Raw genomic sequence first — 24,934 nt, forward strand, 5'->3', positions numbered from 1 at the left:
ATGTATCATATTCTCGCCACGCCGAGAAACACGGCGTGGAGGCTGACGACCAAAACGATGAACGCGGTCCGGGCCGCACCCGATGAAAGCCCGGGGAATCGATAGCCGATCTGCCCGTGGGCGCAGGCGGACACGCAATCCCCGCACAGGGTGCAGGACAGGGCCGGAGCCCCGGCGGCCACGCGGTCCGCGTCAAGGGCACTGTAGCGGCAACAGGTGAAGCACGCGCCGCAGCCGGTGCAGTCGCGGCCGATGCGCATCCGCCAGGGCGAGAGTCTGCCCAGCACGTTGGCCACAAGCCCCATGGGGCAGTAAGTGGTGCAGTGGACCATCAGCCCCATCCTGCGCGAGGCAAAGGCCATGACGCCCACACCGATCAGGCCGAAGGCCGCAGCCAGGAGCACCGCCGTGGAGCCGGGCACGCCCATGGCCCGCAGCACCAGGGCCGCGCCCACCACCAGGGCCAGGGTCGCACCACGGCCGATTACGCTCAGGCGGCGCACTGCGGCCGACGGGGCCGGACGCGGGCCGCGACGGCTCATGGCGTCGTCCCACGCGCCGATGTAGCACAAATGGCTGCACCAGGCAGGGCCGACCAGGAGTACGGTCACGCCGAAGAGGATGGGCATGAATAATCCTTCGCCTCGGAAGACCGGCCCGCCCGCGATGAGGGCGGGCACAGGCAGGTGGAGCGAGCCGGTCATGAGCATACCCTCCACGCCTGCCAGCCCGAGGGCGAGCTGGCCGAAAAAGACGGCCGAAAACAAGGCCCAGATGCGCGGCCTGACGAATCCGTGCCCGCCGGGGGCGAGCATCAGCCCGGCTATCCACTGGGCGTAGACGCCCAACGCCGCCATCTCCATCCACCCCCAGCCCGGAAAATACCTGTCGGCCAGAAGGATGGGGAACGGCACCTTGGCACGGATCACGGCCAGGGCAACGACCGTGAGCAGAAACACGGCGGCGCGCGGCGAGGCGTGATCGCCCCGGCTGAAGAACCGCCTGCCCGGCCCGGCCGCCACCACCAGCAGCGCCAGCAGGTCAAAGACCACGACGCCGGTCATGATGGCCATCAGCCGCATCCAGGGCGCGCCCACGGCCTGGCGGAATCCGACCAGGTTCATGGCCGTCTCCACCCAGACCAGCGCGCCCCAGGCCAGGACGACCATGAGCACGATACGCACCCAGCCGCGCCGCAGGAACATCAGTCCCGCAAGAGCGACCAGGGCGGCCACCATGCCGCTATCGCCCGCGCGCAGGCTGTGCGCGCCGAGCAGCAGCAGGGCCACCACGGGCAGGATCATCAGGAGGTGTCTTTCTCGCGTCATCATGGTCAAAGCATGGTCTTTCTTTTTGACGACAGCCATGACTTAGGTCAAATTGACATGATTATTCGCGAAAACAGGGAGAAACAATGGCGACAGACAAACTGGCTGCGGTCAGTTCCATCACCTTCTTCGAGGGGTTGCCGAAAGAAAAGCTGGCCAGGATCGCGGACATCGCCGTGGTCAAGCGCTACGACAAGGGCGAGGTCCTCTTCGAGGCGGACATCCCTGCCCACGGCTTTTTCGCGCCGGTCAGCGGCCGGGTCAAGATTTACCGCACCTCGCCCTCGGGCAAGGAGCACATCCTGCATGTGTTCGGCCCTGGCGAGGCCTTTGGCGAGGTGCCGGTATTCGAGGGCAAAACATTCCCGGCCCATGCCCAGACCCTGGAGCCGTGCGAGACGCTCTTCTTCCCCAGGCGCGACTTCGAGAACATGATCAGGAAAGACCCGGACATCGCCATGAAAATGATGGCCATGCTCTCCCAGAAGCTGCGCCTGCTGGTCAACAAGATCGATGATTTAAGCCTCAAGGAGGCCCCGTCGCGCGTGGCTTCCTATCTCCTGCTGCTGCGCTCGTCCCAGGACTCGGACACCTTCCGCCTCGACCTGCCCAAAGGCCAGATCGCCTTTTATCTCGGCACCATACAGGAAACCCTCTCGCGCATATTCAAGCGCTTCACCGACGAAGGCATCATCGCCATCAACGGCAGTGAGATCACCATCCTGGACCAAAAACGCCTTGAGGAACTGGCCGAGGAAGGCCGATGAGCCCCGGGACACGGGAACAACAGCCAGACAACGCAAAAAGCCCGCCGCACGGATCGTGCGGCGGGCTGCTTTCGCGCAGCAAAAAAGGGATGCCCTACTGACCGATCTTGTTGACGGCCACCTGGAGGCGGGCGACGCGGCGCTGAGCCTGACGGGCATGGATGACGTTCTTGCGGGCGGCCTTGTCCAGCAGGGACGTTGCAGCCTTGAGCGCCTCCTGGGCCTTTACGGCGTCGTTCTCCTCGATGGCCATGCGAACAACCTTGACGGTGTTCTTGATGCGGGTCTTGGAGATACGGTTGCGGGCGCGACGCTTCAAGCTCTGACGGTGCCTTTTCAGGGCGGACTTGTGATTAGCCAAGGTGAATACTCCTGATCTTTTATCGTAGTGAAACGTTTTCTTGCTGATTTTCCCGAAGGGAGAGCCTTTTATATGGACTCTCTTTCTTATGTCAAGATTTTTCTACACCTGCAAGGCGTTGAAGTCGGCCAACCGACCCAGCCGGTCCACCAGCGCCTTGAGCAGGTTGAGCCGGTTCAGGCGGACATCGACATCATCGCACATGACCATGACGTTGTCGAAGAATCCGTCCACCGAGGGTCGCAGCTCGCGCAGCAGGCCGAGAAGCCCCGCGAAATCACGGTTTTCCCACAGGGCGTCGAACCGAGGGGCGGTCTGTTCCAGGCGCGCCCCAAAGGCGGTTTCGTGCTCGCCCTCGAAGAGGTCCGGGTCGTAGCCGCCGGTCAGCTCCTGTCCGGCCTCGTCACCCTGCTTGCGGATGATGTTGGCCGCGCGTTTGAAGGTCAGCACCGCCTGCTCGAAATCCGGCTCCCGGCTGAAGGTGTCGAGGGCGTCGAGCCGGGCCTTGAGGGTGCGGATGTCGGTGAATCCGGCCCCCAGAGCGGCATCCACCACCCGGGTCTCAATGCCCTGCCCGGTGAACAGGGCGCGCAGCCGCTGGCTGAAGAAATCAAGCAGTTTGGCCAGGGCCTCTTCCCGCTCGATCTTCCAGGGAATGCCCACCGCATAGGCGTCCTGCGCGGCGGTCAAGACAGTTTTCAGATCCAGGTCCAGGTCGTGCTCCATGACGATGCGGGCGATGCCCAGAGCGCAGCGGCGCAGGGCATAGGGGTCGTTGGCCCCGGTGGGCACCTTGCCCAGGCCGAAGCAGCCCACCAGGGTGTCTGCCTTGTCGGCCATGGAGACAAAGGCCCCGGACAGGCTCGACGGCACGGGCGAGTCCGGCCCGGCGGGCAGGTATTGCTCGTAGATGCCGCGCGAAATGATGTCGCCCTTGCCGGCGCGCTCGGCGTAGATGCCGCCCATCTTACCCTGAAGAGTGTCGAACTCGATGACCATTTCGGACACGAGGTCGGCCTTGGAAAGACGGCCCGCCTGGGCATAGGCCTCGAACTCGCCGGGCAGAATGCCCCTGGATGCGGCCAGGGTCTCGGCCAGCCCCGCGCACAGTACGCCGATGCGGCGCGACTTGTCGCCCACCGAGCCCAGCGGGCCGAGGAAGACCACGTTGTCCAGCTTGTCGAGCCAGGTGCGAAAATCGACCTTGCAGTCCGCCTCCCAGAAGAAGCGGGCGTCCTCCAGCCGCGCCTTGAGCACGCGCTCCCACCCCTTCTTGACCAGGGCGATGTCCGTGGGCTCGATGTTCAGGGTGGTCAGAAAATGCGGCAGCAAGCCGCCGTCCGGCCCCTGCACGCCAAAGCTCTTCTGGTGCGACTGCATGGATGTCAGCAGCACCTCGCGGGGCAGTTCAAGATAGCGGGGATCAATGTCGCCGATGAGCGGGCGCGGGTACTCCACGAGGTTGGCCACCTCGTCGAGGAGCGCCTCATCCCAGACGATGGTGCCGCCCAGGGCCGCAGCCAGCCTGTCGCCCTCGGCCACGATGGCTTCCTTGCGCGCCACGGGATCAATGACGACCCGGCACTCCTTCTCGACAACAGAGAAATATTGGTCGGCTGAGGCCACGGTGAACGGCCCCGGCCCCAGGACGCGGTGACCGCGCGTGGACCGTCCGGCGGTCAGGTTCTCCACGGAAAACTCCACCACCGCCCCGTCCAGCAGGGCCAACAACCAGCGGATGGGACGGCCAAAGGCGAAATCGTAGCCGCCCCAGCGCATCTTCTTGGGGAAGGAAAGGGACTCCACGGCCCTGACGCACAGGGCGGGCAGGATGTCGATGGCCTTGCCGCCGCCCACGCTCCTGGTGACGGCCAGGTATTCGCCCTTGTCCGTCTCCAGACGGAAGATGGCGGATTCGTCCACGCCCTGAGTCCGGGCAAAGCCTTGCCCGGCCTTGGTCAGGTTGCCGTCGCTGTCAAAGGCGATGCGGGCTGGCGGGCCGGTGACGGTCTCCTCCTGCCGCCGCTGGGCATCAGCCATGCCAGCCACATGGGCGGTGATACGGCGCGGGGTGGCAAAGGTGCGCACGCCCCGGTTCTCGATCATCGCCTCGTCGAGCAGCCGGGCAAGGGTCTGCTCAAGCTCGGCCGCCAGCCTGGGCACGAAGCGGGCAGGCATTTCCTCGGTTCCGATTTCCAATATGAATTCGGCCATGTGTGTACTCTTTTCTTCTCGGTTCGCTAGGCTTTCGCCCTATTTCTTCAGCATGGGATAGCCCATGGCCTCGCGCTGGTCGGCATAGAGTCTGGCGATCTTGGAGGCCAGATTGCGCACGCGGCCGATGTAGGTGGCGCGCTCGGTGATGGATATGGCGCCCCGGGCGTCGAGCATGTTGAAGGAATGGGAGCACTTCAGGCAGCAGTCATAGGCGGGCCAGGGCAGCCCTTCCTCGCACAGCCTCAGGCACTCGGCCTCGAACCGGTTGAACAGCTCGAAGAGCAGGGCCGGGTCGGACAGTTCGAAATTGTATTTCGACTGCTCCACCTCGTTTTGGTGATAGACGTGGCCGTAGGTGATCTCGTCGTTCCAGGCAAGGTCGTAGACCGACTCCTTCTCCTGGAGATACATGGAGATGCGCTCAAGGCCATAGGTGATCTCCACAGACACGGGCTTGAGGTCGATGCCGCCCACCTGCTGGAAATAGGTGAACTGGGTCACCTCCATGCCGTTGAGCCAGACTTCCCAGCCAAGGCCCCAGGCACCCAGGGTCGGCGATTCCCAGTCGTCCTCCACGAAGCGGATGTCGTGGCAGGCGGCGTCGATGCCCAGCGCGGCCAGACTCTCCAGGTACAGCTCCTGGATGTTGTCGGGCGAGGGCTTGAGGATGACCTGGAACTGGTAGTAGTGCTGCAAACGGTTCGGATTCTCGCCGTAGCGCCCGTCCGTGGGCCTGCGCGAGGGCTCGACATAGGCGGTCTTCCACGGCTCCGGCCCGATGACCCGGAAGAATGTCGAGGGGTTGAATGTCCCCGCGCCGCACTCGATGTCCATGGGCTGGACAACGGCGCAGCCGTAATCGGCCCAGAAGCCCTGAAGCTTCAGTATCACGTCCTGAAAATTCATCGAATACTCCAACTCAGACCTTTTTATACATGCCGTTATCCCAGGAAAGGCCCAGGTGATAGGCGACAAACAGCTCGACCAGTTGGCTGCCCTGGCGTCTGACCTCGCGGTCCATGGCCACCCGCGCCCAGTCGTCCGGCTCGCTGACGCGAATCCACTCCAGGGCGCGCAACACGCCGGGGGAAACCGGCCGGGCAAGTCCATCTAACGGTTTCCCGGCCGAATGACAAGCCGGACAGAGCACTTGCCCCTGCTCCACTCCGAACAGCCAGCCCTGACCGCCGCCCACGGGTCTCCCGCATGTCCCGCAGTTCTCGAAATCAGGGTCATGGCCCATGGCAAAGGCGAGCCTGGCCCGGAAGAACCAGGGCACAACGTCCGGGCTGCCGCTGCCCGCGTCGAGCATGTACAGGGTCTTGAGAAGCAGATGGTAGACCGGGGCGGCGTCCGATGGGTCGATCTCCACCGCCTCCACGAACCGGACGCAGTTGGCGGCCATGCCAGTGATGGCCGAGTTGGCCCGGATGCCGGAAAAGTTGTGCAACAGCGAGCCCTCGTTCAGCACCGAGTAGGTTCCGCGCCTGTCGGAGCCGATGGAGAAAAGGACGAGGCTCAAGGGATCGAGGCAGCCCACGAAGCGGCGGCGACTGCGGCTGCCACCAAAGGCGAAGGCGTTGAAAATACCGCGCGAGGCGGTGAAGAGTCTGACCCAGCAATCCGCCTCCCGAAAGCAGCCCACCTTGAGGACCAGGGCTTTTTCGGTGGCGTCCATGTCGGCCTTCGGTGCGCGGTCCCGGCTGGGCTAATCCATGCCGAAACGCAGGGTCTGGATGTTCCCCCGGGCGTTTTCGAGGGGATAGGGCTTGCCGTTGTAGGTGACGGTGACACCAGCCACGTTGCCGATGCGGATGCGGCGCGGGCTGTTGAACATCAACCGCAAGGGCTCGCCTTCGCGCAGCACGAAGTCGCGAGACATGTTTGTCTCCTCGCCCTGCCACACGCCGACCCAGCACCCCTTGGACGTAGTGGCGCGGATGATCACCACATGGTCGTATCTCTGTGTACCGGCCTCGACATCGGAGGTGGAGAAGCTCTCCTCCTCAGGCTCGCCGGTCCTGTCCACCACCCTGTCGGCGGTTCGATCAGCCGCAGCCCCGGACGCCGCCGAGGCCCGGGCACCTGATGCGGACTGCGCCCCGGGCGCCTCGCCCGAGGCATCCGAAGACAAGCCCTCCTGGCCGGAAGCGCCGGGCACCGCGTCCTCATCCGGCGGCGTCCCCTCCGGGGGGACATCCGGTACCCCGTCCCCGTCATCGTCGACCAAGGGTTCAGAACCGTCGGTCATGGACTGTTCCACGCCGGTGGGCTGCGACGCCGTGTCCCTGTCGCCCGTGCTGAAGCTGTAGAGCAAAAGCCCCACCACGACGAGGAGAAAAAGCAGGGCCACCACCAGCACCACCCGGGAGCGCCGCCCCTCGGGCGAGACGCACTCCCGGCCGTGAAACGCCTTCTCCGCATTGGGAGAGACATCATAGGCAGGGCCCCTTGGCTCGCATTCCTGTTCGCCGAACTCGCGGTCCACGACCATGCCCAGTTCGTCGGCATCCAGGCCTAGGAGCCGGGCGTAACTCTTGATAAAGCCTTTTGCATATACAGGATGAGGCAGAGTCGAGCGATTCCCGGCCTCCATGGCCTCAATGTTGGTACGGCTGATCTTGGTGGCCTCCATGACTGCTGCCACGGTCAACCCCCGCCTCTCTCGCTCCTCTTTGAGCGTTTTTCCGAGTTCCTCGAAATTCATCGGGATTCTCCGTTGACGAACGATATCGTCAGTCCATGTAGATTATGACGGAACTCTGTTTGAGTTTCTCAAAGTACTCGTCGAAAATTGTTTCCCGCTTGGCCTCCATCAGCCTCTCGAAAATGGAATCGCGCACCTCCTCAAGGGGCACGAGCCTGTCCGAGGCGACGGAAACCGGTGAGAGCAGCGCCGTGTGGCCGCGCACCTGTAGGGGCTGTCCCACGCCACCCTGCTTGACGCCCTCGACGGACTCGCGCCAGTCGTCGGCCAGATCGGCCCAGTTGACCTCGCCGATGACGCCGCCCGAATCCTTGCCAGGGCCAACGCTGTATTTCTCAACCGCCTCGGCAAAGGTCATCTCGCCGTCCTCGATGCGCTTCTTGACCTCGATGGCCGAGACATCCGCCGGGAGCATGATGATGGCCAGGGTGACCATCTTGTCGAGCACGTAGTTGTCTCGCCGGGCGTCGTACTCGTTCTGAATCTCCGTATCGGTGACCACTACCTTGCTGTGGACCATGTAGCCGAGCAGTTCCTGCTTCTCGATGATCCCCCGAAGCTTGTAGCGGAACTCCGGCATGGTCAGCCCGTCGCGCTTGATCGCCTCCTCGAATTCATCGGCGCTCAGGCCGCGCTCCTCACGCATCCGGCGTATCTCTTCATCCACCACTGAGTCGGACACCTCAATCTGGTATTGCCTGATCTCCTGCTTCATGAGCAGGTCGTTGACCATCCTCTCCAGCGTCTGCCGACGCAGGTCGGCCAGCTGTTTCTGCTCGGCCTGGGTCAGCTGCCGCCCCCTGATGGAGGCGAGGATGGGCCGCATCTCCTCATCAAGATCGTACTGGGTGATGATGTCGGTGTTCACCTTGACCAGAATCCTGTCGTATATGTCACCCTGCGCCTTGGACTGCACGGGAAAAATCAGGAATGCCAGAAGGATGAACAAGAAAAAACGTCGTGCCACTGAGTATCTCCCAAAGGCCCCGGGGGGCTTGATTCGCTGATGGTGACGGATTCTAGTCTCTTTACGCATACTATGCAACGAACGCGCCGGGTTATCCGTTTTCGCCGTCATCAGGGGGTTCCTCGCCGTCGAGATCCTCCTCGGGCACGAACTCCTCCTCCGAACTCTCGTCCTCTCCGGCCATGTCTTCTCCGAACACGGCCTCGCCGGACGCATCGGCATCCTGGCTCTCATCCATGACGGGTGATACCGCCCGTTCCGGCTCCGGCCCCTCGGAATAGCCCTGTTCGGGCAGAAGCTCCAACCCGACCGGCGCGGATTCGTCCGAAGGAAGCAGATGGCTGCTGACCGAAATCCTGGCCCGGGCCACAGCCGTCTCAAGCCATGTGTCAAAGGCGTCCTGCAACTTGCGCTCGACCAGGGCGTTTTCCACCAGGGGGTAGGCCTGGGCCGGTTCGAGCACCTTGGCCGGGCTGCGCTCCAACAGAACAAGAGCCTCGAAGCCGAACCGGTCGGTGAGCACCCCGCTGGCCTGCCCCGGAGCGACCCCGGTCAGGGCGTTTTTCCAGGTGGCGGACAGCCGCTCCTCCCGGATCATCACCTCGCGGGTCTCCACCTCGCCAAAGGCGGTGGTCAGGTCCAGTTGATCCCGCTCGGCCAGGAAGCGCTCCACGGCCTTGCTCACAATCTCTCGGCTGGGGCCGCGCACCACCAGGACACGTAACGATTCCGGCAGGTAGAAGTCCGAGATACGGTCGCGATAATACTGCTCGGCCTCGCGGTAGTCGATCTTGATCTGCGGCCGCAGCACCTGATGAAAGAACTTGCGCATGGCCAGATGGTTGCGCAATTGGAGCCGCCACGCCTTGAGGTCAATGTATTCCTCCACCAGCATCTGGTCAAAGGCGCCCTCGGGATAGTCGGCGCGCACCTCTTCCTCGGCCTTGAGCATCTCGTGGTCCGAGACGCCGATGTCACGTTTTTCAAGCTCCTGGACCACCAGTTCCTGCACGATGAGTTCCGTCAGGATCTCGCCGTACTCACTCTTGAGATTTTCCACGCTGGGCACATAGCCGCCCACAGCGTCCACCTGGAACTGGTCGTGCTGGAATTCAAGCTGGGAGAGATAGATGGGCGCGCCATTGACGCGGGCCACCACCCCTATCTCTTCGGCCGGATTGGAACATCCGGCGAACAGGGCCACGGTCAGGAGAAGGATGGCGAGGTTGCGGAACATGGGCTCCCTCGGGCTAGGATTCCCGCGGTTTGGCGGCCGCCGCATCGAGCAGTTCTTCCAGCTCGGCGGCCGTGTTTTCAAGGGCAAGGCGCGTGGACCCGGCATCGGCGTATCTGACCTCAAGCTTGGCCGGGGGCAGCAGCCTGGCCCGGCCGTCGCGCCGGGCCACCCAGTCGAGCAGCGCCTGGGTGCTCACGGCGGGCGCACCGTCGCCCCAGGAAACGACCGCCCGGGCGGGATACAGCTCGGCCCGGGCCGCGCGCAGCCGCGACAGCGTCTGCTTGAGGCGCAGCACGCCCAGGAATGTTTCCAGCTCCGGGGCTGGATGGCCGAACCGGTCGCGCATCTCGGCCTCAAGCTCGCGCAGGGCCGTCTCGTCCCGGGCCGACGAGAGCGCCCGGTAGTAGCGCAGCCGCTCGCGGGCATCCGGGATGCTTGAGGCCGGGATATGGGCCTCGAAGACGAAATTGAGTTCCGGCTCGCTGGCCCTGATCTCGGTCTCGCCGCGCACCCTCCGCACCTCTTCCTCAAGCATCTCCAGGAAGAGGTCAAGCCCGACCTTGGCTATCTGGCCGGACTGGGCCTCGCCGAGGATGTTGCCCGCGCCACGCAGGCGCAGATCCTCCATGGCGATCTTGAAACCTGCTCCCAGATAATCCATGTCCAGAATGATACGCAAGCGTTTGCGCACGGTTTCGCTGAGGTCGTCGATGCTCGGGACGACGAAATAGGCATAGGCCTGCCGCTCGCTGCGCCCCACCCTGCCGCGCAGCTGATAGAGTTGCCCCAGGCCGAAGAGCTGGGCCTGATCCACAATGAGGGTGTTGGCATTGGGGAAATCCAGCCCGGACTCCACGATGGCCGTACACACCAGCACATCCACCTCGCCGTGCCAGAAGCCGCGCATGGCCTCCTCAAGCCCCTTCTCGTTCATCTGGCCGTGGGCCATGCCCACCCGGGCGTCGGGGGCCAGTTCGCGCACGAATTCGACCACCCGCTCCAGGCCGTTGACCCGGTTGTAGACCCAGTAGACCTGTCCGCCCCGGTCCAGTTCGCGGCGCAGCACCCCGCGCAGGGCCTCGGCGTCGCGCTCTGTGATGGCCGTTTCCACGGGCTTGCGGTCGAGGGGCGGCGTCTCGATGACCGAAAGCCCCCGGATGCCCGAGAGGGAGAGCTGCAAGGTGCGGGGGATTGGCGTGGCCGTCAGGGTCAGTACGTCGATGTTCTGCCGGAAATGCTTGAGCCGCTCCTTGTGCTTGACGCCGAACCGCTGCTCCTCGTCGAGGATGAGCAGGCCGAGGTTGGGCAGCTCCACATCCTTGGACAGGATGCGATGGGTGCCGATGAGGATGTCCAGCTCGCCACGGCTCGCGGCCTGGAGCACCGTCTTCTGGCGCTTGGGAGGCACGAATCGGCTGAGCAGCCCGATGCGCACGGGAAAGCCCTCCATGCGCTTGGTGAAGGTCTGGTAATGCTGCTCGGCCAGCACCGTGGTCGGGCAGAGCAGGGCCGTCTGCATTCCCTCCAGGGCGGCGCGGAAGGCGGCGCGCAGGGCCACCTCGGTCTTGCCGAAACCCACGTCGCCGCAGACCAGCCGGTCCATGGGCTCGGGTTTTTCCATGTCGCGGAACACGTCGCGCACGGCCTTGTCCTGGTCAGGGGTCTCCTCGAAGCCGAAGGTGGCCTCGAACTCGGCGTACATGTCATCGGGCGGCCCGTAGGAATAGCCCTTGCCCACCCGGCGGAAGGCGTACATCTCAACCAGATCGTGGGCGATCTTCTCCACCGCCTTGCGCACCCGGGCCGTGGTGGCGCTCCAGCGGGTGCCGCCCAGCTTGTCCAGGGCGGGCTGGCGGGCTCCCTCCGGGCCCTTGAAGCGCTGCACGAGGTTGAGCCGGTCCACGGGCAGGTAGAGCTTGTCCTCGCCCGCGAAGAAGAGCAGCAGGTAGTCGTTGGCCGCGTCGCCGATGTTCATGTGGTGCAGGCCGCCGAACTGGGCCAGACCGTAGTCGCGATGCACCAGCAGGTCGCCGTCGGCCAGGTCCTCGTAGCGGTCAAGGCCCTGGAAGGCCGTGTCACGGACGGTGTGCGCCCGGGTCGGCTCTGGCTGGAGCACTTCCTCGCCCAGGATGCGCGTGCGGCTCCAGGCCAGTTCCATGCCCTTGCGCAACGGCGAGACCAGGGCGAACAGCCCGCCGGAACCCGGGGCGTATTCAAGAGAAATGGGCAGTTGCTCGGGCTCGGCCATGCCCAGGAACTTGGCCCGCGAGCGTTCGGAGCGGAAGCTGAGAATGGTCCGAAAACCCGCCCTGCTCCATTCCCTGAGCCCGGTGACCAGGGCCGACCACGGACGGCGAGACGCCTCGGGCTGCCAGAAGATGTCGGTGAAATCGCTGTAGGGTGTTTCGGCCAGACCGATGCCGTTCTTGTCCCGACCGACGGTCAGTTCCTCGAAAACCAGCTGCGGGGCGTCGCGCCAGGCCGTGCGCGCCCCCTCGTGGGAACGGCAGAAGAAGCGCAGGGGCCAGCGCACCCCCTTCTGGCGCAATTCCTCGTCGATAAAATCGCGCCATGCCTGATCCTGGTCCTCCAGCCGCGCCCGCAGGTCGCCGGAGAGCAGGAAGGCGGCGTCCTCGGGAAAGTGGCGCTCAATGCCCACCGAGTCGGGATAGTACATGCCGGGCCAGTAGTTGCCATCGCCCGCATCGAGCCGCCCGAGCAGCGCGGACTCCTCTGCCGCGCCCATCTCGCCGGTGCGGCGCAGCCGGTTCCAGACCTCGCGCGCCTTGTCCGCATGGTCGCCGGAGGTGATGCCCGGGGCCACGGGCAGCAGCACGGCCTCTGTTAGATCGGCCCGGGATCGCTGGCTGGCCGGGTCGAAGAGGCGGATCTCCTCGATGGCGTCGCCGAAGAATTCAAGGCGCAGGGGCAGGTCGTAGCCCGGGGCGTGGATATCGAGGATATCGCCGCGCATGGCCATCTCGCCCGGCCCGGAGACGATCTTTCGCCGCATGTAGCCCCAGGACACGAGCTGCTCCAGCAGGATGTCCGGGGACATTTCCTCGCCCCTGGTCAGGGCCACCCAGTTTTCGCGCACCACCGATGCCGCAGGCCAGTGCGGCAGGAGGTTGTCCGCGGTCATGAGCACTCCAAGGGGGCGCCTGCCATAGGTCAGCCCGTAGAGCGCGGCCCAGCGCTCACTCCAGGCCTGGGCCTCGGGCTGGCGGGGCAGATACGGAGGCAGGAAGACCCAGTCCCGCTCCCAGGAGGGGGCGTATTTCTCCCCCCCCGAGCGCGAGAAGAGGGTCAGCAGCGCGCGCACCTGCTTGAATTCCTGCACGCCGGGCACCACCACGACCGCGCTGCGGCCCAGGTCGAGCATGGTGCGGGCAATCAGCGCCTGGGTGCCCGGCCCGCCCTTGAAGACGCGCAGGGTCTGGGTTTTGCCCGCAATGAAATCGGTGATTGCACCTGGAAGAATGGATGACATGAATGTGACCGGCGCGGCTCGGGTTTGTGGAATGAAAACTGAAAAACCGCCTCTTCCCTATCGGGAGCAGGGCGGCTTGTCACCATGAAATTTCCCGGGGATCACACGCCGGTCAGGGCTTCCTTCTCGTCGCTGTCGAGCAGGGAATTGAGATCGAGCAGAATGAGCAGCCGCTCGTCGAGCTTGCCCACGCCGTCGATGTAGTCGGCGTCCATGCCCGCCACCACGGGCGGCGGGGGCTGGACGGCGTTGGCCGGAAGCCGCAGCACCTCGGACACGGCATCGACCACGAAACCGACGATGATCATGTCTATCTCGATGACGATAATGCGGGTGTACTTGTCGTGCTCCTTGGAGCGCAGGCCAAAGCGGCTGCGCATGTCCACGATGGGGATGACCTTGCCGCGCAGGTTGATGACGCCCTCGACAAAGACCGGGGCGCGGGGAACCTTGGTGATCTCCATGGTGCGGATTATCTCCTGCACCTGAAGGATGTTCACCCCGAACTCCTCCTCGCCGATGCTGAAGGTGACGAGTTGGATGAGTTCCAGATCGGCCTCGACCTCGTCGGCATCGTACTTGGACTCGACTTGTATGTTCATTGCGACCTCGTCGGCAGCCCTCATCAAGGGCACAGGCTGTTTTTTTCAGTCAAAACAATCTGTCAACCGGCGTCAGCTTTGTCAATGGAAATATCCCGGCAACCCCCGCAGGACGCCCGGCCGCGCCCATCGGAACCGTCCCGCCACCCGGGCGCGGCCCTGCGTCGATGCGGTTATACCGTGTCGCGGGCAAAGTCTTGTTGACGAGGCTGGCATAAAGGACTAACTTAGTCCAAACGAAACACCTATAGGGTTGATTTTTTTAATAATTCTTACACAAGGAAGGACCGCGCAGCATGGGTCAGTACGCCTCCTTCAACGACCAATGTTCCCTCGAAGCCCAGGTGAAGAACCTGGCCGACGAGGAGCTACTCGACTTCTGGGAAGAAACCCAACAACTTGCGAGAATGCAGGATCAGTCGGAACAACTGGATGTCGAATACAACCCGGAATACGAGCGGGTCATCCTCCAGGAGTTGCAGTACCGCACCTGTTTCAAAGGTCAATTCTGATTCCGCCCGCCCAGGCAGAAAAAAACTCCCCGTCCCTCAGTTGAGGAACGGGGAGTTTTTTATCGTCCTGCTGATGCCGGACTACAGGACCGGCGTACGGCCGATGCTGAAGTAGGCGAACCCCTCCCGGCCCATGCGCGCGGGCTGGTAGAGGTTGCGGCCGTCAAAGACCACCGGGGCCGCGAGCAGGGCGCGTATCCTCGCGAATTCCGGGTTGCGGAACTGGTTCCAGTCCGTGACCACGGCCAGGGCGTCGGCCCCGGCCAGCATCTCGTACTGATTGTCCACTATCTCCAGATTGGGCAGATGGCCCAGTTCCTCCCTGGCGCGCCCGCCCGCCACCGGGTCAAAGGCGCGGACCCGCATGCCCAGGCCGGTCAGGTCCTTGATCACCTCGATGGACGAGGCCTCGCGGATGTCGTCGGTATTGGCCTTGAAGGCGATGCCCCACAGGGCCAGGGTGCGTCCGGCCACACCGCCCTGCTCGGCGAAGTAGGCGATGATCTTGTCGGCCAGCACATGCTTCTGGGCGTTGTTGACCTCGTCCACCGAGCGAATCAGCCGGGCGTCGTAGCCGTGGTCGCCCGCAGTACTGATGAGGGCCTTGACGTCCTTGGGAAAGCACGAGCCGCCGTAGCCCACGCCAGGATAGATGAAGCTGTAGCCGATGCGGCTGTCCGAGCCGATGCCCATGCGCACTTCGCTGACATCGGCCCCCACCCGCTCGCAGATGTTGGCGATCTCGTTGATGAAGGATATCTTGGTGGCCAGCATGCAGTTGGCCGCGTACTTGGTCATCTCCGCGCTGCGCACGCCCATGACGATGAGCTTGTCGCGGCTGCGGGCAAAGGGGGCGTAGAGCGCGCCGAGCACCTTGGCCGAGTTCTCGTCGTCGCTGCCCACGATGACCCGGTCGGGCTTCATGAAGTCGCCCACCGCGTCGCCCTCCTTGAGGAACTCGGGGTTGGAGACCACGTCAAAGGGAATGTCCACGCCACGCTTGCCGAGTTCTTCTGCGATGATGGCGCGGACCCGGTCTGCCGTGCCCACCGGGACGGTTGACTTGTCCACCACGATCTTGGGCGCGGTCATGCGCTGGCCGATCTCGCGGGCCACGGCCTCGACATAGGAGAGATCGCAGGTGCCGTCATCGGCCTGGGGAGTGCCCACGGTGATGAAGAGCACCTCGGAATCGGCCATCCCCTCTTCGAGACTGGTGGTGAAATGCAGCCGGTCCTGCTCGGTGTTGCGGCGCACCAGTTCCTCAAGCCCCGGCTCATAGATATGGACCTTGCAGGCCTTGAGGGTCTCGATCACCTTGGGATTGACGTCCACGCAGGCGACCCTGTTGCCCATTTCGGCGAAGCAGGCGGCGGAGACGAGCCCCACGTAGCCTGTGCCGACGATGCATACGTTCATTGAAGAATGACTCCCGTGATAAGGGTTTGCTCGTTTTCAGGCCAAGGCGATACCTTTAGTGCGCTTTTGCTGTCAACTCGAAGGAGCGACACCACAGGTTGCCATTTGCGGCCGGAAAACGTAATCAACGGGGATAGCACGACATCATTCACCGGAGGAAAGACGAATGCCGTCACTCACCGTCAACGTCGATCATGTGGCCACCTTGAGGCAGGCCAGAATGGGCATCGAGCCCGAACCCGTGACCGCCGCATACATGGCCGAACTGGCCGGGGCCACCGGCATCATCGTCCATCTGCGCGAGGACCGTCGGCACATCCAGGACCGCGACGTGGAACTCATCCGCAGGACCTGCAACACCCGCCTGCACCTGGAGATGGCCGCCACCGAAGAGATGCGGACCATCGCCCTGGACATCGCCCCGGAGATCGTCTGCCTCGTGCCCGAGAAACGGCAGGAGCTGACCACCGAGGGCGGGCTCAACTGCGTGGGCCGCGAAGGCGAGCTGGCCGACTATCTCGTCCCCCTGCACGAGCGGGGCATCCGCTCCAGCCTGTTCATCGACGCCGACCCGGCCCAGATCAAGGCCGCAGCAGCCACGGGCACCGAGTTCGTGGAGATCCACACCGGCCACTACGCCGACGCCAAGGACATCCGCGACCGGAACAGGGAGCTGGCCTCCATCCTGGAGGGCATCCGCATCGCCCGCTCCCTGGGACTCAAGGTCAACCTCGGCCACGGGCTCAACTACCGCAACGTGCTCGCCTTCAGCCATGTCGAGGGCGTCAGCGAATACTCCATCGGCCACGCCATCATGGCCAAGGCCATCTTTGTGGGCCTGGACCGCGCCGTGCGCGACATGGTGGCCATCATCCGCACCTTCGCGGACTGACCGACGGACACCGGGAGCATCCATGATCAAGGGACTCGGCCTCGACCTGACCGAACTGCACCGCATCCGCGAGACCTGGAACCGGTTTGGCAGCAGGTTCGCGGAAAAGATACTGACCGAGCGCGAGCTGGCGCAGCTGCCCCGGCACGATCCCGTGCCCAGGCTGGCCGCCCTGTTCGCTGGCAAGGAGGCGGCGGTCAAGGCGCTGGGCACCGGCTTTGCCGACGGCGTCCATTTCAAGTGCGTGGAAATCCTGCACGCCGAGAGCGGCAAGCCGGGCATCAGCTTCCTCCACCGGGGACGCGAGGTCTGCGAGCGGCTCGGCGTCACGGCGGCGCACATCTCCCTGACCCACTCCCGCGACACGGCCGCCGCCACCGTGGTGCTGGAGGGCGATTCCCGCTGACCCAGGACAGGTCGTTGACAATCTCTCAACCGCAGGTGCTTCAAAACAGTGTTACGCCACGCAGCAGATCGCCGTTTTTCAACAACCTGCCAAGGAGGCCCGATGCTGCTCCCCCTGCCCACCCCGGCCGAGATGGCGGCCTGGGACCGGGAAACCATCGAGACCATCGGCATCCCGGGCGTCACGCTCATGGAGTCCGCCGCGCGCGAGGCCGTGGCCGTGCTGCTCGAAGAGTACGGGGCGGCCGATCAATGCGGCCTCTCTGCCGGGCATGGCCCCCTGGACGGGCTTGAGGTCTTCTGCTTCGCCGGGCCGGGCAACAACGGCGGCGACGCCTTTGCCGTGGCCCGCCACCTGATCGACCTGGGCGCGGACGTGACCGTGTTCCACACCCGGCCCAAGAAGGGCTACCGGGGCGAGGCCAGGGCGCACCTGGAACTGGCCCGCAGGGTTGGCGTGCCCATGCGCCATCTCGACGCGGCGGACGCGGCCGGACTGTCTCAGCCGGACATCATCGTGGACGGCCTGCTGGGCACCGGCTTCACCGGCCAACTCAAGCCCGACTTCCTGACCCTGATCCGGGCCGTGAACCGGCTGGGGCGGCGCGCCTTTGTCCTGGCCATCGACATTCCCTCGGGCTTAAGCGGCCTGACCGGGCAGCCCCAACCCGAGGCGGTGGCAGCCGACGCCACCGTCACCTTCCAGGCGGTCAAGCTCGGGCTGGCCATGCCCGGGGCCGCGCACTTCACCGGCGTGGTCCATGTCCGGCCCATCGGCATCCCGGCCCGGATCATGCGCGACAATCCCGCTCGCCACGCCCTGCTGACCGAAGCCATCATGACCCTCATCCCCGAGCCAGACCCGGCCATGCACAAGGGGAGCGCGGGCAGCGTCCTGATCGTGGGCGGCTCGCCCGGACTGACCGGCGCGCCCCGGCTGGCCGCGCTGGGCGCCCTGCGCGCCGGGGCCGGACTGGTCACCGTGGCCTGCCCCGGCGGGCTGGCCGACAGCGTCAAGGGCGGCTCGGCGGACATCATGACCCTGCCCCTCGGCTCCGGCACCGAGTGGACCCCGGAGCTTGCGAACATTCTTCAGGCGCAACTGGACCGCTTCGACGCCGTGGTGGTCGGCCCCGGCCTGGGACGGACCATGAAAACAGTTGATTTTCTCAAGTCCTTTATTGCAGAGTGTCCGACGCACGCGGTTCTGGACGCGGACGCGCTGTTTTGTCTGGCCCAGATACCGGATGCGGTCCACGGCCTCCCTGGCACGACCGTTCTGACACCACATCCAGGCGAAATGGCACGGCTTTTCGGCACTACCACGGCCGAAATCCAGGCCGCGAGGCTCGATGCGGCCCGAACATTCGTCGAGTCGGGCGGGACCGTCCTGGTCCTCAAGGGGGCCGGAACCCTGGTGGCCGACAGGCACCGGGTGTGCGTCAGCCCGCACGCCGAGCCCAACCTGGCCGTGGGCGGATCGGGCGATGTGCTGGCGGGTGTCATCGCCGCCCTCATGGCCCGGGGACTGGCCCCGGCCGATGCCGCCGCCCTCGGTGTTTACTGGCACGGCGCGGCCGGGCGGCTGCTTCGTGAAGACTATCCGGCCAGGGGCAACCTGGCCTCTGAAATCGCAGACATGCTGCCGCGAGCGGCAAAGGAGTTCGCCACGTGCTGAAAGCCAAGGACATCATGACCAAAGAGTGCATCACCCTGACCCCGGACACGGACATCGCCACCGCAGCCCGCCTCCTGATCGACAGGAAGATCAACGGCGCGCCGGTGATCGACGAGGACGGCCGGGTCGTGGGCGTGCTCTGTCAGGCCGATCTCGTGGCCCAGCAGAAGAAGATCACCCTGCCCTCCTTCTTCACCCTGCTCGACGGCGTGTTCCCCCTCTCGTCCCACGAGGACCTGGAGCGCGAGATCACCAAGATTTCAGCCCTCAAGGTGGGCGACGCCATGACCCCGAAGCCCACCTCGGTCACGCCCGAGACCGGCATCGACGACATCGCCACCATGATGGCCAACAAGAAGCTCTACACCCTGCCGGTCATCGAGAATGGCCAGCTGGTGGGCGTGGTGGGCAAGGAGGACGTGCTCAAGACCCTGCTGCAGGGCTAGCACGACGGCAATGGACCGGGAACTGCACCTCGCCGATCCGGCGGCCACCCTCGCCCTGGGCCGCATCCTGGCCGAGGCCCTGGCCGGAGAGAGGCATCCGCCCGCCCTGCTCCTGCAAGGCGACCTCGGGGCGGGCAAGACCACGCTGGTCAGGGGGCTGGTCGGATCCCTGCCGGGCTCGGAACGGGCAGAAGTGTCCAGCCCGAGCTTCAACATATGCAACCTCTATCCCACGACCCCGCCGGTGGCCCACTGCGACCTCTACCGGCTGGAGGGCATGGGCCCGGACGACGCGCTGCTTGAGCTGCTGGAGGACCGGACCATGCTGGTGGTGATCGAATGGGCGCAGTTTCTCGACCGGAAGCTGTGGCCTGACGAGGCCCTGGTGCTGGCGTGGTTCCCCACACGCACCGGACGCGGCCTCACCATGGGCGCAACGGGAAGGACCGCCCGGGAGCTGCTCGGCTCCCTGGCCCAAGAGCTTGAACACCTTTCAAATAATCCCACAGGGCTCCAATGAACATCGTCGTACAGAAATTCGGTGGAACATCGGTTCGCAACCTCGAATGCCAGCGCCAGGTCATGCAAAAGGTGCTGCGCCCCTACCGCGAGGGGAACAAGGTCATCGTGGTCCTCTCGGCCATGTCGGGCGAGACCAACCGGCTCCTGGCCCTGGCCAGGGAATGGTCGGACAACCCGGACCCGGCAGAGGCGGATTCGCTGGTCTCCACCGGGGAGCAGATTTCCTGCGCGCTCTTCGCCATGCTCCTCAAGCAGCAGGGCATCGCCTGCCGCTCGGTGCTCGGTTTCCAGGCCCCCATCAAGACCGACTGCGCCTACGGCAAGGCGCGCATCGTGGACATCGACGAGAGCCGCATCAAGGCCATGCTCGACGAATACGACATCCTGGTCATGGCCGGTTTCCAGGGCTGCGACAACAGCCAGCGCATCACCACCCTTGGCAGGGGCGGGTCCGACACCTCGGCCGTGGCCCTGGCCGCCGCCATCAGGGCGGACATCTGTGAAATCTACACCGACGTGCCCGGCGTCTTCACCACCGACCCCAACATGTGTACCGACGCGCGCAAGCTCGACAGCATCACCTATGACGAGATGCTGGAAATGGCGAGCATGGGCGCCAAGGTGCTCCAGATCCGGTCCGTGGAATTTGCCAAGAAGTACAACGTAACAGTTCATGTCCGCTCCACATTTTCCGACGAGCCGGGCACCGTAGTCACCAAGGAGGACCCCACCATGGAAGCCGCTCTCGTTTCCGGCATCGCATACGACAAGGACCAGGCCCGGATCACCCTGATCAATCTCGCGGACAAGCCCGGCGTGTCCGCCCAGATTTTCACCCCCCTGGCCGAGCAGCGCATCCTGGTGGACATGATCGTCCAGAACCCGAGCAAGAACGGCAAGACCGACATGACCTTCACCGTGCCGCGCGCCGATGTGGACCAGACCCTCAAGACCCTTGACTCCCTGCGCTACGAGATCGGCTTCGAAGCCGTCGACAGCAACCTCAACGTCTCCAAGGTGTCCATTATCGGCGTCGGCATGCGCAACCACTCCGGCGTGGCCTCGCGGGCCTTCCGGGCGCTTGCCGATGAGAATATCAACATATTGATGATCAGCACCTCGGAGATCAAGATCACCTGCCTGATCGACGACAAGTACACCGAACTGGCCGTACGCACGCTCCACAAGGCCTTTGAGCTTGAAAACGGCCCACTTGGGACAGCATGAGACACGTCACCATATACGACACCACACTGCGGGACGGCGCCCAGGCCGAGGAACTCAACCTGACGGCCCAGGACAAGCTGCGCATCGCCCAGAAACTCGACGAACTAGGCATCCACTACATCGAGGCGGGCTGGCCCGGCTCCAACCCCACGGACGCAAGCTTCTTCGACATGGTCAAGGGCCACCCCTTTGCCAACGCACGGCTGGCCGCCTTCGGCTCCACCCACCTCAACCGCTGCACCCCGGAGAACGACCCCAACCTGGCCGCCCTGCTCGCGGCCGAGACCCCGGTGGTGACCATCTTCGGCAAGGCCTGGGACATGCACGCCACCAAGGCGCTGGGAGTCAGCCTGGAGCGCAATCTCGAACTCATCCGCAACAGCGTGGCCTATCTGGCCTCCCGCGTGGACGAGGTCATCTTCGACGCCGAGCACTTCTTCGACGGCTACCGCCACAACCCGGAATACGCCCTCAAGGCTCTTGAGACCGCCAGGGAGGCCGGGGCCGCCCGGCTCGTCCTCTGCGACACCAACGGCGGCACCCTGACCGCTGACCTGTCCAAGGCCGTGCGCGCGGTCATCGCCGCCCTGCCCGAGGCCACAATCGGCATCCACGCCCACAACGACTCGGAACTGGCCGTGGCCAACTCGCTGGAGGCCGTGCGCCTGGGCGCAAGCCAGGTCCAGGGCACCATCAACGGCTACGGTGAGCGCTGCGGCAACGCCAACCTCTGCTCCATCATTCCCAACCTCGAACTGAAAATGGGCATGCAGACCATCGGCCCCGACAACCTCAAACGGCTGCTGATCACCTCCCACTTTGTCAGCGAGACGGCCAACCTGCGCCCCTTCATGCGCCAGCCCTTTGTGGGAGCCTCGGCCTTCGCCCACAAGGGCGGCATCCACGTCAGCGCGATTCTCAAGGATTCCAAGACATACGAGCATATCGACCCCACTGCCGTGGGCAACGCCCAGCGCGTGCTGCTCTCGGATCAGGCAGGCCGCAGCAACATCCTGTTCAAGGCCCATGAGCTGGGCTACGACCTGGACAAGAAAGACACCACCGTGGACGCGCTGCTCAAGGAACTGAAACTCAAGGAGAGCATGGGCTACGAGTATTCGGTGGCCGAGGCCTCCTTCGAGCTGATGCTGCTGGAGGCGCTGGGCATGAAGCCCGACTACTTCAGCTTCCGCCACTTCTTCGTGGTGGACGCCAAGCGCGAGGAAGACGCCGAGCCCTTTACCGAGGCCACGGTGATCATCAACGTCAAGGGACAGGCCGAGCACACGGCGGCCACGGGCATGGGCCCGGTCAACGCCCTGGACCGCGCCCTGCGCAAGGGCCTTGAGCGCTTCTACCCCAAGCTGAGCGAGATTCGTCTGCTCGACTTCAAGGTCCGCGTCCTCTCGGGCGCGGTGCGCGACACGGGCGGCACCGCCTCCTTCGTGCGGGTGCTCATCGAAACCGGCGACAGGCACGAGCGCTGGACCACCATGGGCGTGTCCCACAACATCATCGAGGCCAGCTGGCAGGCCGTGGTGGACGCCATCAACTACAAGCTCCTGCGCGATGACAAGCGCCGGACCGAAGGCATCGAATAATCCACCGGAATCACAAAGAGGCCGGACAGTTCGCTGTCCGGCCTCTTTGTATGGTCACGTTTTCCCACCCTACTTGCGCATGTGCGGAATCTGGCTGGCGGCCCAGGACGAGGCCTTCATGTACTGAGTGGCCGCCTGGGTGAAGCAGGCGCCGTACCGGCTCAGGATTTCGTTGGCCACGGTCCAGTTGCCCAGCTCCACGGCCTCGACCATGAGCAGCCAGTCGCGAAACTCGTTGAGGGTGCCGCACAGGGCGGCCTTGATCTCGTCGTCAAGGGGCACGTTCTCCAGCGCCTTGTCCATGGGATAGGAGAGGAGCGCGTCGAGGAGCGAGAAGAGGCCGAGCATGAACATGGTGCTGGCCGAATGGGGAAATCCCTTGATGGTCCCGGCCAGCTTGCTCAGGAACCGGCCGCGCTGGAGCGCCATGTAGGCCAGCTCCTCGCCCTTGGGCGTGGAGTCGAGATCGGTCATGACCACCACCGTGGCCCAGTGGCGGATCTCGTTGAGGCCGAGCAGGGACACGGCCTGCTGGATGGACTTGATCTTGTTGCGCAGGCCGAAGGACGCGGAGTTGATGTACTTGAGCATGCGATAGCTCAAGGAGATGTCCGAGGCGATGATGGTCGCCAGTTCATCCATCTCGCACTCGGGGTTGGCCAGTTCGCGCAGCAGTTGCAGCTTGGTCGTGGCCGTGGCCGCCAGCCCGGTCTCGCCGTCCGGCAGGGGCACACCGAAGAACGGCCCCTGGAAATACTTGAAGCCCAGGGCGCGCGTGCCCTCGAAGGCCTCCCATCCGGCCACGCCCGTGGCCAGGAGTTCGCCGCCGAAGGTCTTGTACCTGGCGCGCAGCTTGACAATCTCCGGCGGGGTCTTGCCCGACAGGCTGACCTTGACGATGTCCGCCCCCTTGAGCAGCTCCGTGTCGAAGGCCTCGCCCGCATCGACGTCCAGGGCCACGATGCCGCCGCGCTCGCGCAGGGCACCCATCAATTCGCGGCACCGGGGCGATGCCGCCGCCTGTCCGCACAGGCCGAACACGCAGCACTCGATGTCCGCAGGGGTGGCGTCGAATCCGTTCTCCGCGGCGATGGTGAGCAGAAGTTTCTTGTCCCTGACCAGGGCATCGCCTTCCGGGGCCAGGGTGGCCCGGTAGGCGTTCATGATGTCGGCCGGGGTGACTGGTCCCCCGTCCGGCCGGGTGGAACCGGCCCGCAACTCATACCCCCAGACGGCCTTGTTGCGGTCGAATATGGGCTGCCTGACTACGAGCAGCGGCTCGTCAGACATTTCGCACTTGGCAACGGCTTCAGCCATGAAACCAACCTCCTCGACCCGAGTGAGTGGTTGCCGCCATCCTCTATCAAACAGTTGTTGGAAAATCCCCGTCACATTGTTTAATCAAAACTCCATGTCGTGTAAATGATTATAACACTTCGTGACAATCCTTCACACGATCACTGCGCGATGAACAAAAAAAGGGCCACCCCGTAACGGAGCGGCCCTGCGTGTCTTCGCGATTCGTCGCTTACAGCATCCCGGCGACCTTCCTGGTCAGGCGCAGCAGCTGATTGGTGAACCCGGCCTCGTTGTCGTACCAGACGATGAGCTTGAGCTGGGTGGTGCCCATGACCCGGGTCAGGCCGCTGTCCACCACGCCGCCAAAGGTGGAGCCCATGAAATCCACGGACACCAGCGGCTCATCGGTGTAGCCCATGGACTCGCCTGCCGCCGCCTTGAGGGCCGCGTTGACCTCCTCGACGGTGGTAGGCTTCTTCAACTCGCAGACGAGATCCACCAGGGAGACATTGGGCGTGGGCACCCGGATGGCCATGCCGTCGAGCACGCCGTCGAGCTCGGGAATGACCAGACCCACGGCCTTGGCCGCGCCGGTGGTGGTGGGCACCATGTTCACGGCGCAGGCGCGGGCGCGCCGCATATCCTTGTGGGAGCCGTCGAGGATGCGCTGGCTCATGGTGTAGGAGTGGACCGTGGTCATGATGCCGTGCTTGATGCCAAAGGTGTCGTTGATCACCTTGGCCACCGGGGCCAGGCAGTTGGTGGTGCAGGAGGCGTTGGAAATGATCTTGTGTTCGGGCTTGAGGTCGCGGTCGTTGACGCTCATGACCACGGTGGCATCGGCGTCCTTGCCCGGCGCGCTGATGATCACTTTTTTCGCCCCGCAGGCCAGGTGCTTCTCGCAGCTGGCGCGGTCTGTGAACTTGCCCGTGGTCTCCACCACGATGTCGCAGCCCATCTCGCCCCATTTCCACTCGCCGGGTGCATCGCGGGTCACGGTCACGGCCTTTCCGTTGACCTTGAAGCCGGTCGCGGTGGGTTCCACGTCCGGGAACCTGCCGTGGACCGAGTCGTATTTGAGCAGGTGGGCGAGGTCCTCGTTGGAGGCGCGGGCGTTGACTGCCACCAGTTCCAGGTCGTTTTCCTGCGCCAGCAGGCGCGTCAGGTAGCGTCCGATCCGTCCAAACCCGTTGATGCCTATCCTGGTCGCCATGGCGTCTCCTCCTCTGGGGTGGTGTTCAAAGTCACTTTAAGGGC

At 64.5% G+C, this 24,934-nt stretch carries 22 protein-coding genes; 9 read left to right on the forward strand and 13 right to left on the reverse strand.

Going from position 1 to position 24,934, the window contains the following annotated elements:
* Positions 1-5: 5 nt before the first annotated feature.
* On the reverse strand, positions 6-1,331 hold the full coding sequence (locus tag QQS14_RS00870) for a 4Fe-4S binding protein (RefSeq protein WP_285904988.1): 1,326 nt from the start codon (positions 1,329-1,331) through the stop codon (positions 6-8).
* A gap of 83 nt (positions 1,332-1,414) precedes the next feature.
* On the opposite strand from QQS14_RS00870, the gene QQS14_RS00875 reads away from it, so the two are divergent.
* Positions 1,415-2,095 carry a Crp/Fnr family transcriptional regulator gene (locus tag QQS14_RS00875; protein ID WP_285904989.1) on the forward strand — a complete coding sequence of 227 codons (681 nt, stop codon included), beginning with the start codon at positions 1,415-1,417 and terminating at the stop codon, positions 2,093-2,095.
* 94 nt (positions 2,096-2,189) lie between these two features.
* On the opposite strand, the gene rpsT is transcribed toward QQS14_RS00875, so the two are convergent.
* The 9 genes from rpsT to QQS14_RS00920 all read right to left on the reverse strand — a co-directional run bounded on the left by rpsT (position 2,190) and on the right by QQS14_RS00920 (position 13,676).
* Positions 2,190-2,456: a 30S ribosomal protein S20 gene (rpsT, locus tag QQS14_RS00880; protein ID WP_285904990.1), complete on the reverse strand. Its 267-nt coding sequence runs from the start codon at positions 2,454-2,456 to the stop codon at positions 2,190-2,192.
* Between the two features lie 102 nt (positions 2,457-2,558).
* Positions 2,559-4,670, reverse strand: a complete 2,112-nt coding sequence (gene glyS, locus QQS14_RS00885) for a glycine--tRNA ligase subunit beta (protein WP_285904991.1) — start codon at positions 4,668-4,670, stop codon at positions 2,559-2,561.
* A 39-nt stretch (positions 4,671-4,709) separates the two neighbouring features.
* Positions 4,710-5,579 (reverse strand): glycine--tRNA ligase subunit alpha, encoded by an 870-nt coding sequence (gene glyQ / locus QQS14_RS00890; RefSeq protein ID WP_285904992.1) that lies wholly within the window; start codon positions 5,577-5,579, stop codon positions 4,710-4,712.
* 13 nt (positions 5,580-5,592) lie between these two features.
* Complete coding sequence (recO, locus tag QQS14_RS00895; RefSeq protein WP_285904993.1) at positions 5,593-6,351, reverse strand: DNA repair protein RecO; 759 nt, start codon at positions 6,349-6,351, stop codon at positions 5,593-5,595.
* Positions 6,352-6,381: 30 nt separating this feature from the next.
* Positions 6,382-7,380, reverse strand: a complete 999-nt coding sequence (locus QQS14_RS00900; protein WP_285904994.1) for a helix-turn-helix domain-containing protein — start codon at positions 7,378-7,380, stop codon at positions 6,382-6,384.
* Positions 7,381-7,408: 28 nt separating this feature from the next.
* Positions 7,409-8,347, reverse strand: a complete 939-nt coding sequence (locus QQS14_RS00905; protein ID WP_285904995.1) for a SurA N-terminal domain-containing protein — start codon at positions 8,345-8,347, stop codon at positions 7,409-7,411.
* Positions 8,348-8,438: 91 nt separating this feature from the next.
* Positions 8,439-9,584: a peptidylprolyl isomerase gene (locus QQS14_RS00910; RefSeq protein ID WP_285904996.1), complete on the reverse strand. Its 1,146-nt coding sequence runs from the start codon at positions 9,582-9,584 to the stop codon at positions 8,439-8,441.
* Positions 9,585-9,597: 13 nt separating this feature from the next.
* Positions 9,598-13,074, reverse strand: coding sequence for a transcription-repair coupling factor (gene mfd / locus QQS14_RS00915; RefSeq protein WP_285904997.1), 3,477 nt, complete (start codon positions 13,072-13,074; stop codon positions 9,598-9,600).
* A 101-nt stretch (positions 13,075-13,175) separates the two neighbouring features.
* Entirely contained in the window at positions 13,176-13,676 is a 501-nt protein-coding gene (locus QQS14_RS00920; RefSeq protein WP_285904998.1) for a chemotaxis protein CheW, read from the reverse strand.
* A gap of 296 nt (positions 13,677-13,972) precedes the next feature.
* Here QQS14_RS00920 and QQS14_RS00925 point away from each other — a divergent pair, with 296 nt between their 5' ends.
* On the forward strand, positions 13,973-14,188 hold the full coding sequence (locus tag QQS14_RS00925) for a hypothetical protein (protein WP_285904999.1): 216 nt from the start codon (positions 13,973-13,975) through the stop codon (positions 14,186-14,188).
* Positions 14,189-14,269: 81 nt separating this feature from the next.
* On the opposite strand, the gene QQS14_RS00930 is transcribed toward QQS14_RS00925, so the two are convergent.
* Positions 14,270-15,607, reverse strand: coding sequence for a UDP-glucose dehydrogenase family protein (locus QQS14_RS00930; RefSeq protein ID WP_285905000.1), 1,338 nt, complete (start codon positions 15,605-15,607; stop codon positions 14,270-14,272).
* Positions 15,608-15,773: 166 nt separating this feature from the next.
* Between QQS14_RS00930 and QQS14_RS00935 the strand changes: the two genes are divergently transcribed.
* The 7 genes from QQS14_RS00935 (at position 15,774) to cimA (ending at position 22,378) form a co-directional block, all read left to right on the forward strand.
* The gene (locus QQS14_RS00935; protein WP_285905001.1) at positions 15,774-16,499 is read left to right on the forward strand and encodes a pyridoxine 5'-phosphate synthase; all 726 of its coding nucleotides are present in this window, start codon (positions 15,774-15,776) and stop codon (positions 16,497-16,499) included.
* A 22-nt stretch (positions 16,500-16,521) separates the two neighbouring features.
* Complete coding sequence (locus QQS14_RS00940; protein ID WP_285905002.1) at positions 16,522-16,905, forward strand: holo-[acyl-carrier-protein] synthase; 384 nt, start codon at positions 16,522-16,524, stop codon at positions 16,903-16,905.
* 102 nt (positions 16,906-17,007) lie between these two features.
* On the forward strand, positions 17,008-18,582 hold the full coding sequence (locus QQS14_RS00945; RefSeq protein ID WP_285905003.1) for an NAD(P)H-hydrate dehydratase: 1,575 nt from the start codon (positions 17,008-17,010) through the stop codon (positions 18,580-18,582).
* Positions 18,576-19,028, forward strand: coding sequence for a CBS domain-containing protein (locus QQS14_RS00950; protein ID WP_285905004.1), 453 nt, complete (start codon positions 18,576-18,578; stop codon positions 19,026-19,028). Before QQS14_RS00945 ends, QQS14_RS00950 begins: the two co-directional genes overlap by 7 nt.
* 10 nt (positions 19,029-19,038) lie before the next feature.
* Positions 19,039-19,548 (forward strand): tRNA (adenosine(37)-N6)-threonylcarbamoyltransferase complex ATPase subunit type 1 TsaE, encoded by a 510-nt coding sequence (gene tsaE, locus QQS14_RS00955; RefSeq protein WP_285905005.1) that lies wholly within the window; start codon positions 19,039-19,041, stop codon positions 19,546-19,548.
* The gene (locus QQS14_RS00960; protein WP_285905006.1) at positions 19,545-20,777 is read left to right on the forward strand and encodes an aspartate kinase; all 1,233 of its coding nucleotides are present in this window, start codon (positions 19,545-19,547) and stop codon (positions 20,775-20,777) included. The genes tsaE and QQS14_RS00960 overlap by 4 nt, the downstream gene beginning before the upstream one ends.
* A complete protein-coding gene (cimA, locus tag QQS14_RS00965; protein ID WP_285905007.1) occupies positions 20,774-22,378 on the forward strand; it encodes a citramalate synthase in 1,605 nt (534 codons plus the stop codon). Before QQS14_RS00960 ends, cimA begins: the two co-directional genes overlap by 4 nt.
* A 69-nt stretch (positions 22,379-22,447) precedes the next feature.
* On the opposite strand, the gene QQS14_RS00970 is transcribed toward cimA, so the two are convergent.
* Both QQS14_RS00970 and gap read right to left on the reverse strand, forming a co-directional pair.
* A complete protein-coding gene (locus tag QQS14_RS00970) occupies positions 22,448-23,695 on the reverse strand; it encodes an EAL and HDOD domain-containing protein (RefSeq protein ID WP_285905008.1) in 1,248 nt (415 codons plus the stop codon).
* Between the two features lie 211 nt (positions 23,696-23,906).
* Positions 23,907-24,890, reverse strand: a complete 984-nt coding sequence (gap, locus tag QQS14_RS00975) for a type I glyceraldehyde-3-phosphate dehydrogenase (RefSeq protein WP_285905009.1) — start codon at positions 24,888-24,890, stop codon at positions 23,907-23,909.
* Between the last annotated feature and the right edge of the window lie 44 nt (positions 24,891-24,934).

Origin of the sequence: Pseudodesulfovibrio pelocollis (assembly GCF_030282845.1) — a bacterium.
Classification (GTDB): Bacteria; Desulfobacterota; Desulfovibrionia; order Desulfovibrionales; family Desulfovibrionaceae; genus Pseudodesulfovibrio; species Pseudodesulfovibrio pelocollis.

What these genes read in the sequence shown, in the direction of transcription:
- QQS14_RS00935 (WP_285905001.1), top strand. Translation starts at nt 15,774, where the DNA reads ATGCCGTCACTCACCGTCAACGTCGATCATGTGGCCACCTTGAGGCAG.
- QQS14_RS00900 (WP_285904994.1), bottom strand. Translation starts at nt 7,380, where the DNA reads ATGAATTTCGAGGAACTCGGAAAAACGCTCAAAGAGGAGCGAGAGAGG.
- glyS (WP_285904991.1), bottom strand. Translation starts at nt 4,670, where the DNA reads ATGGCCGAATTCATATTGGAAATCGGAACCGAGGAAATGCCTGCCCGC.
- QQS14_RS00875 (WP_285904989.1), top strand. Translation starts at nt 1,415, where the DNA reads ATGGCGACAGACAAACTGGCTGCGGTCAGTTCCATCACCTTCTTCGAG.
- gap (WP_285905009.1), bottom strand. Translation starts at nt 24,890, where the DNA reads ATGGCGACCAGGATAGGCATCAACGGGTTTGGACGGATCGGACGCTAC.
- cimA (WP_285905007.1), top strand. Translation starts at nt 20,774, where the DNA reads ATGAGACACGTCACCATATACGACACCACACTGCGGGACGGCGCCCAG.
- QQS14_RS00930 (WP_285905000.1), bottom strand. Translation starts at nt 15,607, where the DNA reads ATGAACGTATGCATCGTCGGCACAGGCTACGTGGGGCTCGTCTCCGCC.
- mfd (WP_285904997.1), bottom strand. Translation starts at nt 13,074, where the DNA reads ATGTCATCCATTCTTCCAGGTGCAATCACCGATTTCATTGCGGGCAAA.
- QQS14_RS00925 (WP_285904999.1), top strand. Translation starts at nt 13,973, where the DNA reads ATGGGTCAGTACGCCTCCTTCAACGACCAATGTTCCCTCGAAGCCCAG.
- QQS14_RS00920 (WP_285904998.1), bottom strand. Translation starts at nt 13,676, where the DNA reads ATGAACATACAAGTCGAGTCCAAGTACGATGCCGACGAGGTCGAGGCC.
- QQS14_RS00945 (WP_285905003.1), top strand. Translation starts at nt 17,008, where the DNA reads ATGCTGCTCCCCCTGCCCACCCCGGCCGAGATGGCGGCCTGGGACCGG.
- recO (WP_285904993.1), bottom strand. Translation starts at nt 6,351, where the DNA reads ATGGACGCCACCGAAAAAGCCCTGGTCCTCAAGGTGGGCTGCTTTCGG.
- QQS14_RS00870 (WP_285904988.1), bottom strand. Translation starts at nt 1,331, where the DNA reads ATGATGACGCGAGAAAGACACCTCCTGATGATCCTGCCCGTGGTGGCC.
- QQS14_RS00910 (WP_285904996.1), bottom strand. Translation starts at nt 9,584, where the DNA reads ATGTTCCGCAACCTCGCCATCCTTCTCCTGACCGTGGCCCTGTTCGCC.
- glyQ (WP_285904992.1), bottom strand. Translation starts at nt 5,579, where the DNA reads ATGAATTTTCAGGACGTGATACTGAAGCTTCAGGGCTTCTGGGCCGAT.
- QQS14_RS00960 (WP_285905006.1), top strand. Translation starts at nt 19,545, where the DNA reads ATGAACATCGTCGTACAGAAATTCGGTGGAACATCGGTTCGCAACCTC.
- QQS14_RS00970 (WP_285905008.1), bottom strand. Translation starts at nt 23,695, where the DNA reads ATGGCTGAAGCCGTTGCCAAGTGCGAAATGTCTGACGAGCCGCTGCTC.
- tsaE (WP_285905005.1), top strand. Translation starts at nt 19,039, where the DNA reads ATGGACCGGGAACTGCACCTCGCCGATCCGGCGGCCACCCTCGCCCTG.
- QQS14_RS00940 (WP_285905002.1), top strand. Translation starts at nt 16,522, where the DNA reads ATGATCAAGGGACTCGGCCTCGACCTGACCGAACTGCACCGCATCCGC.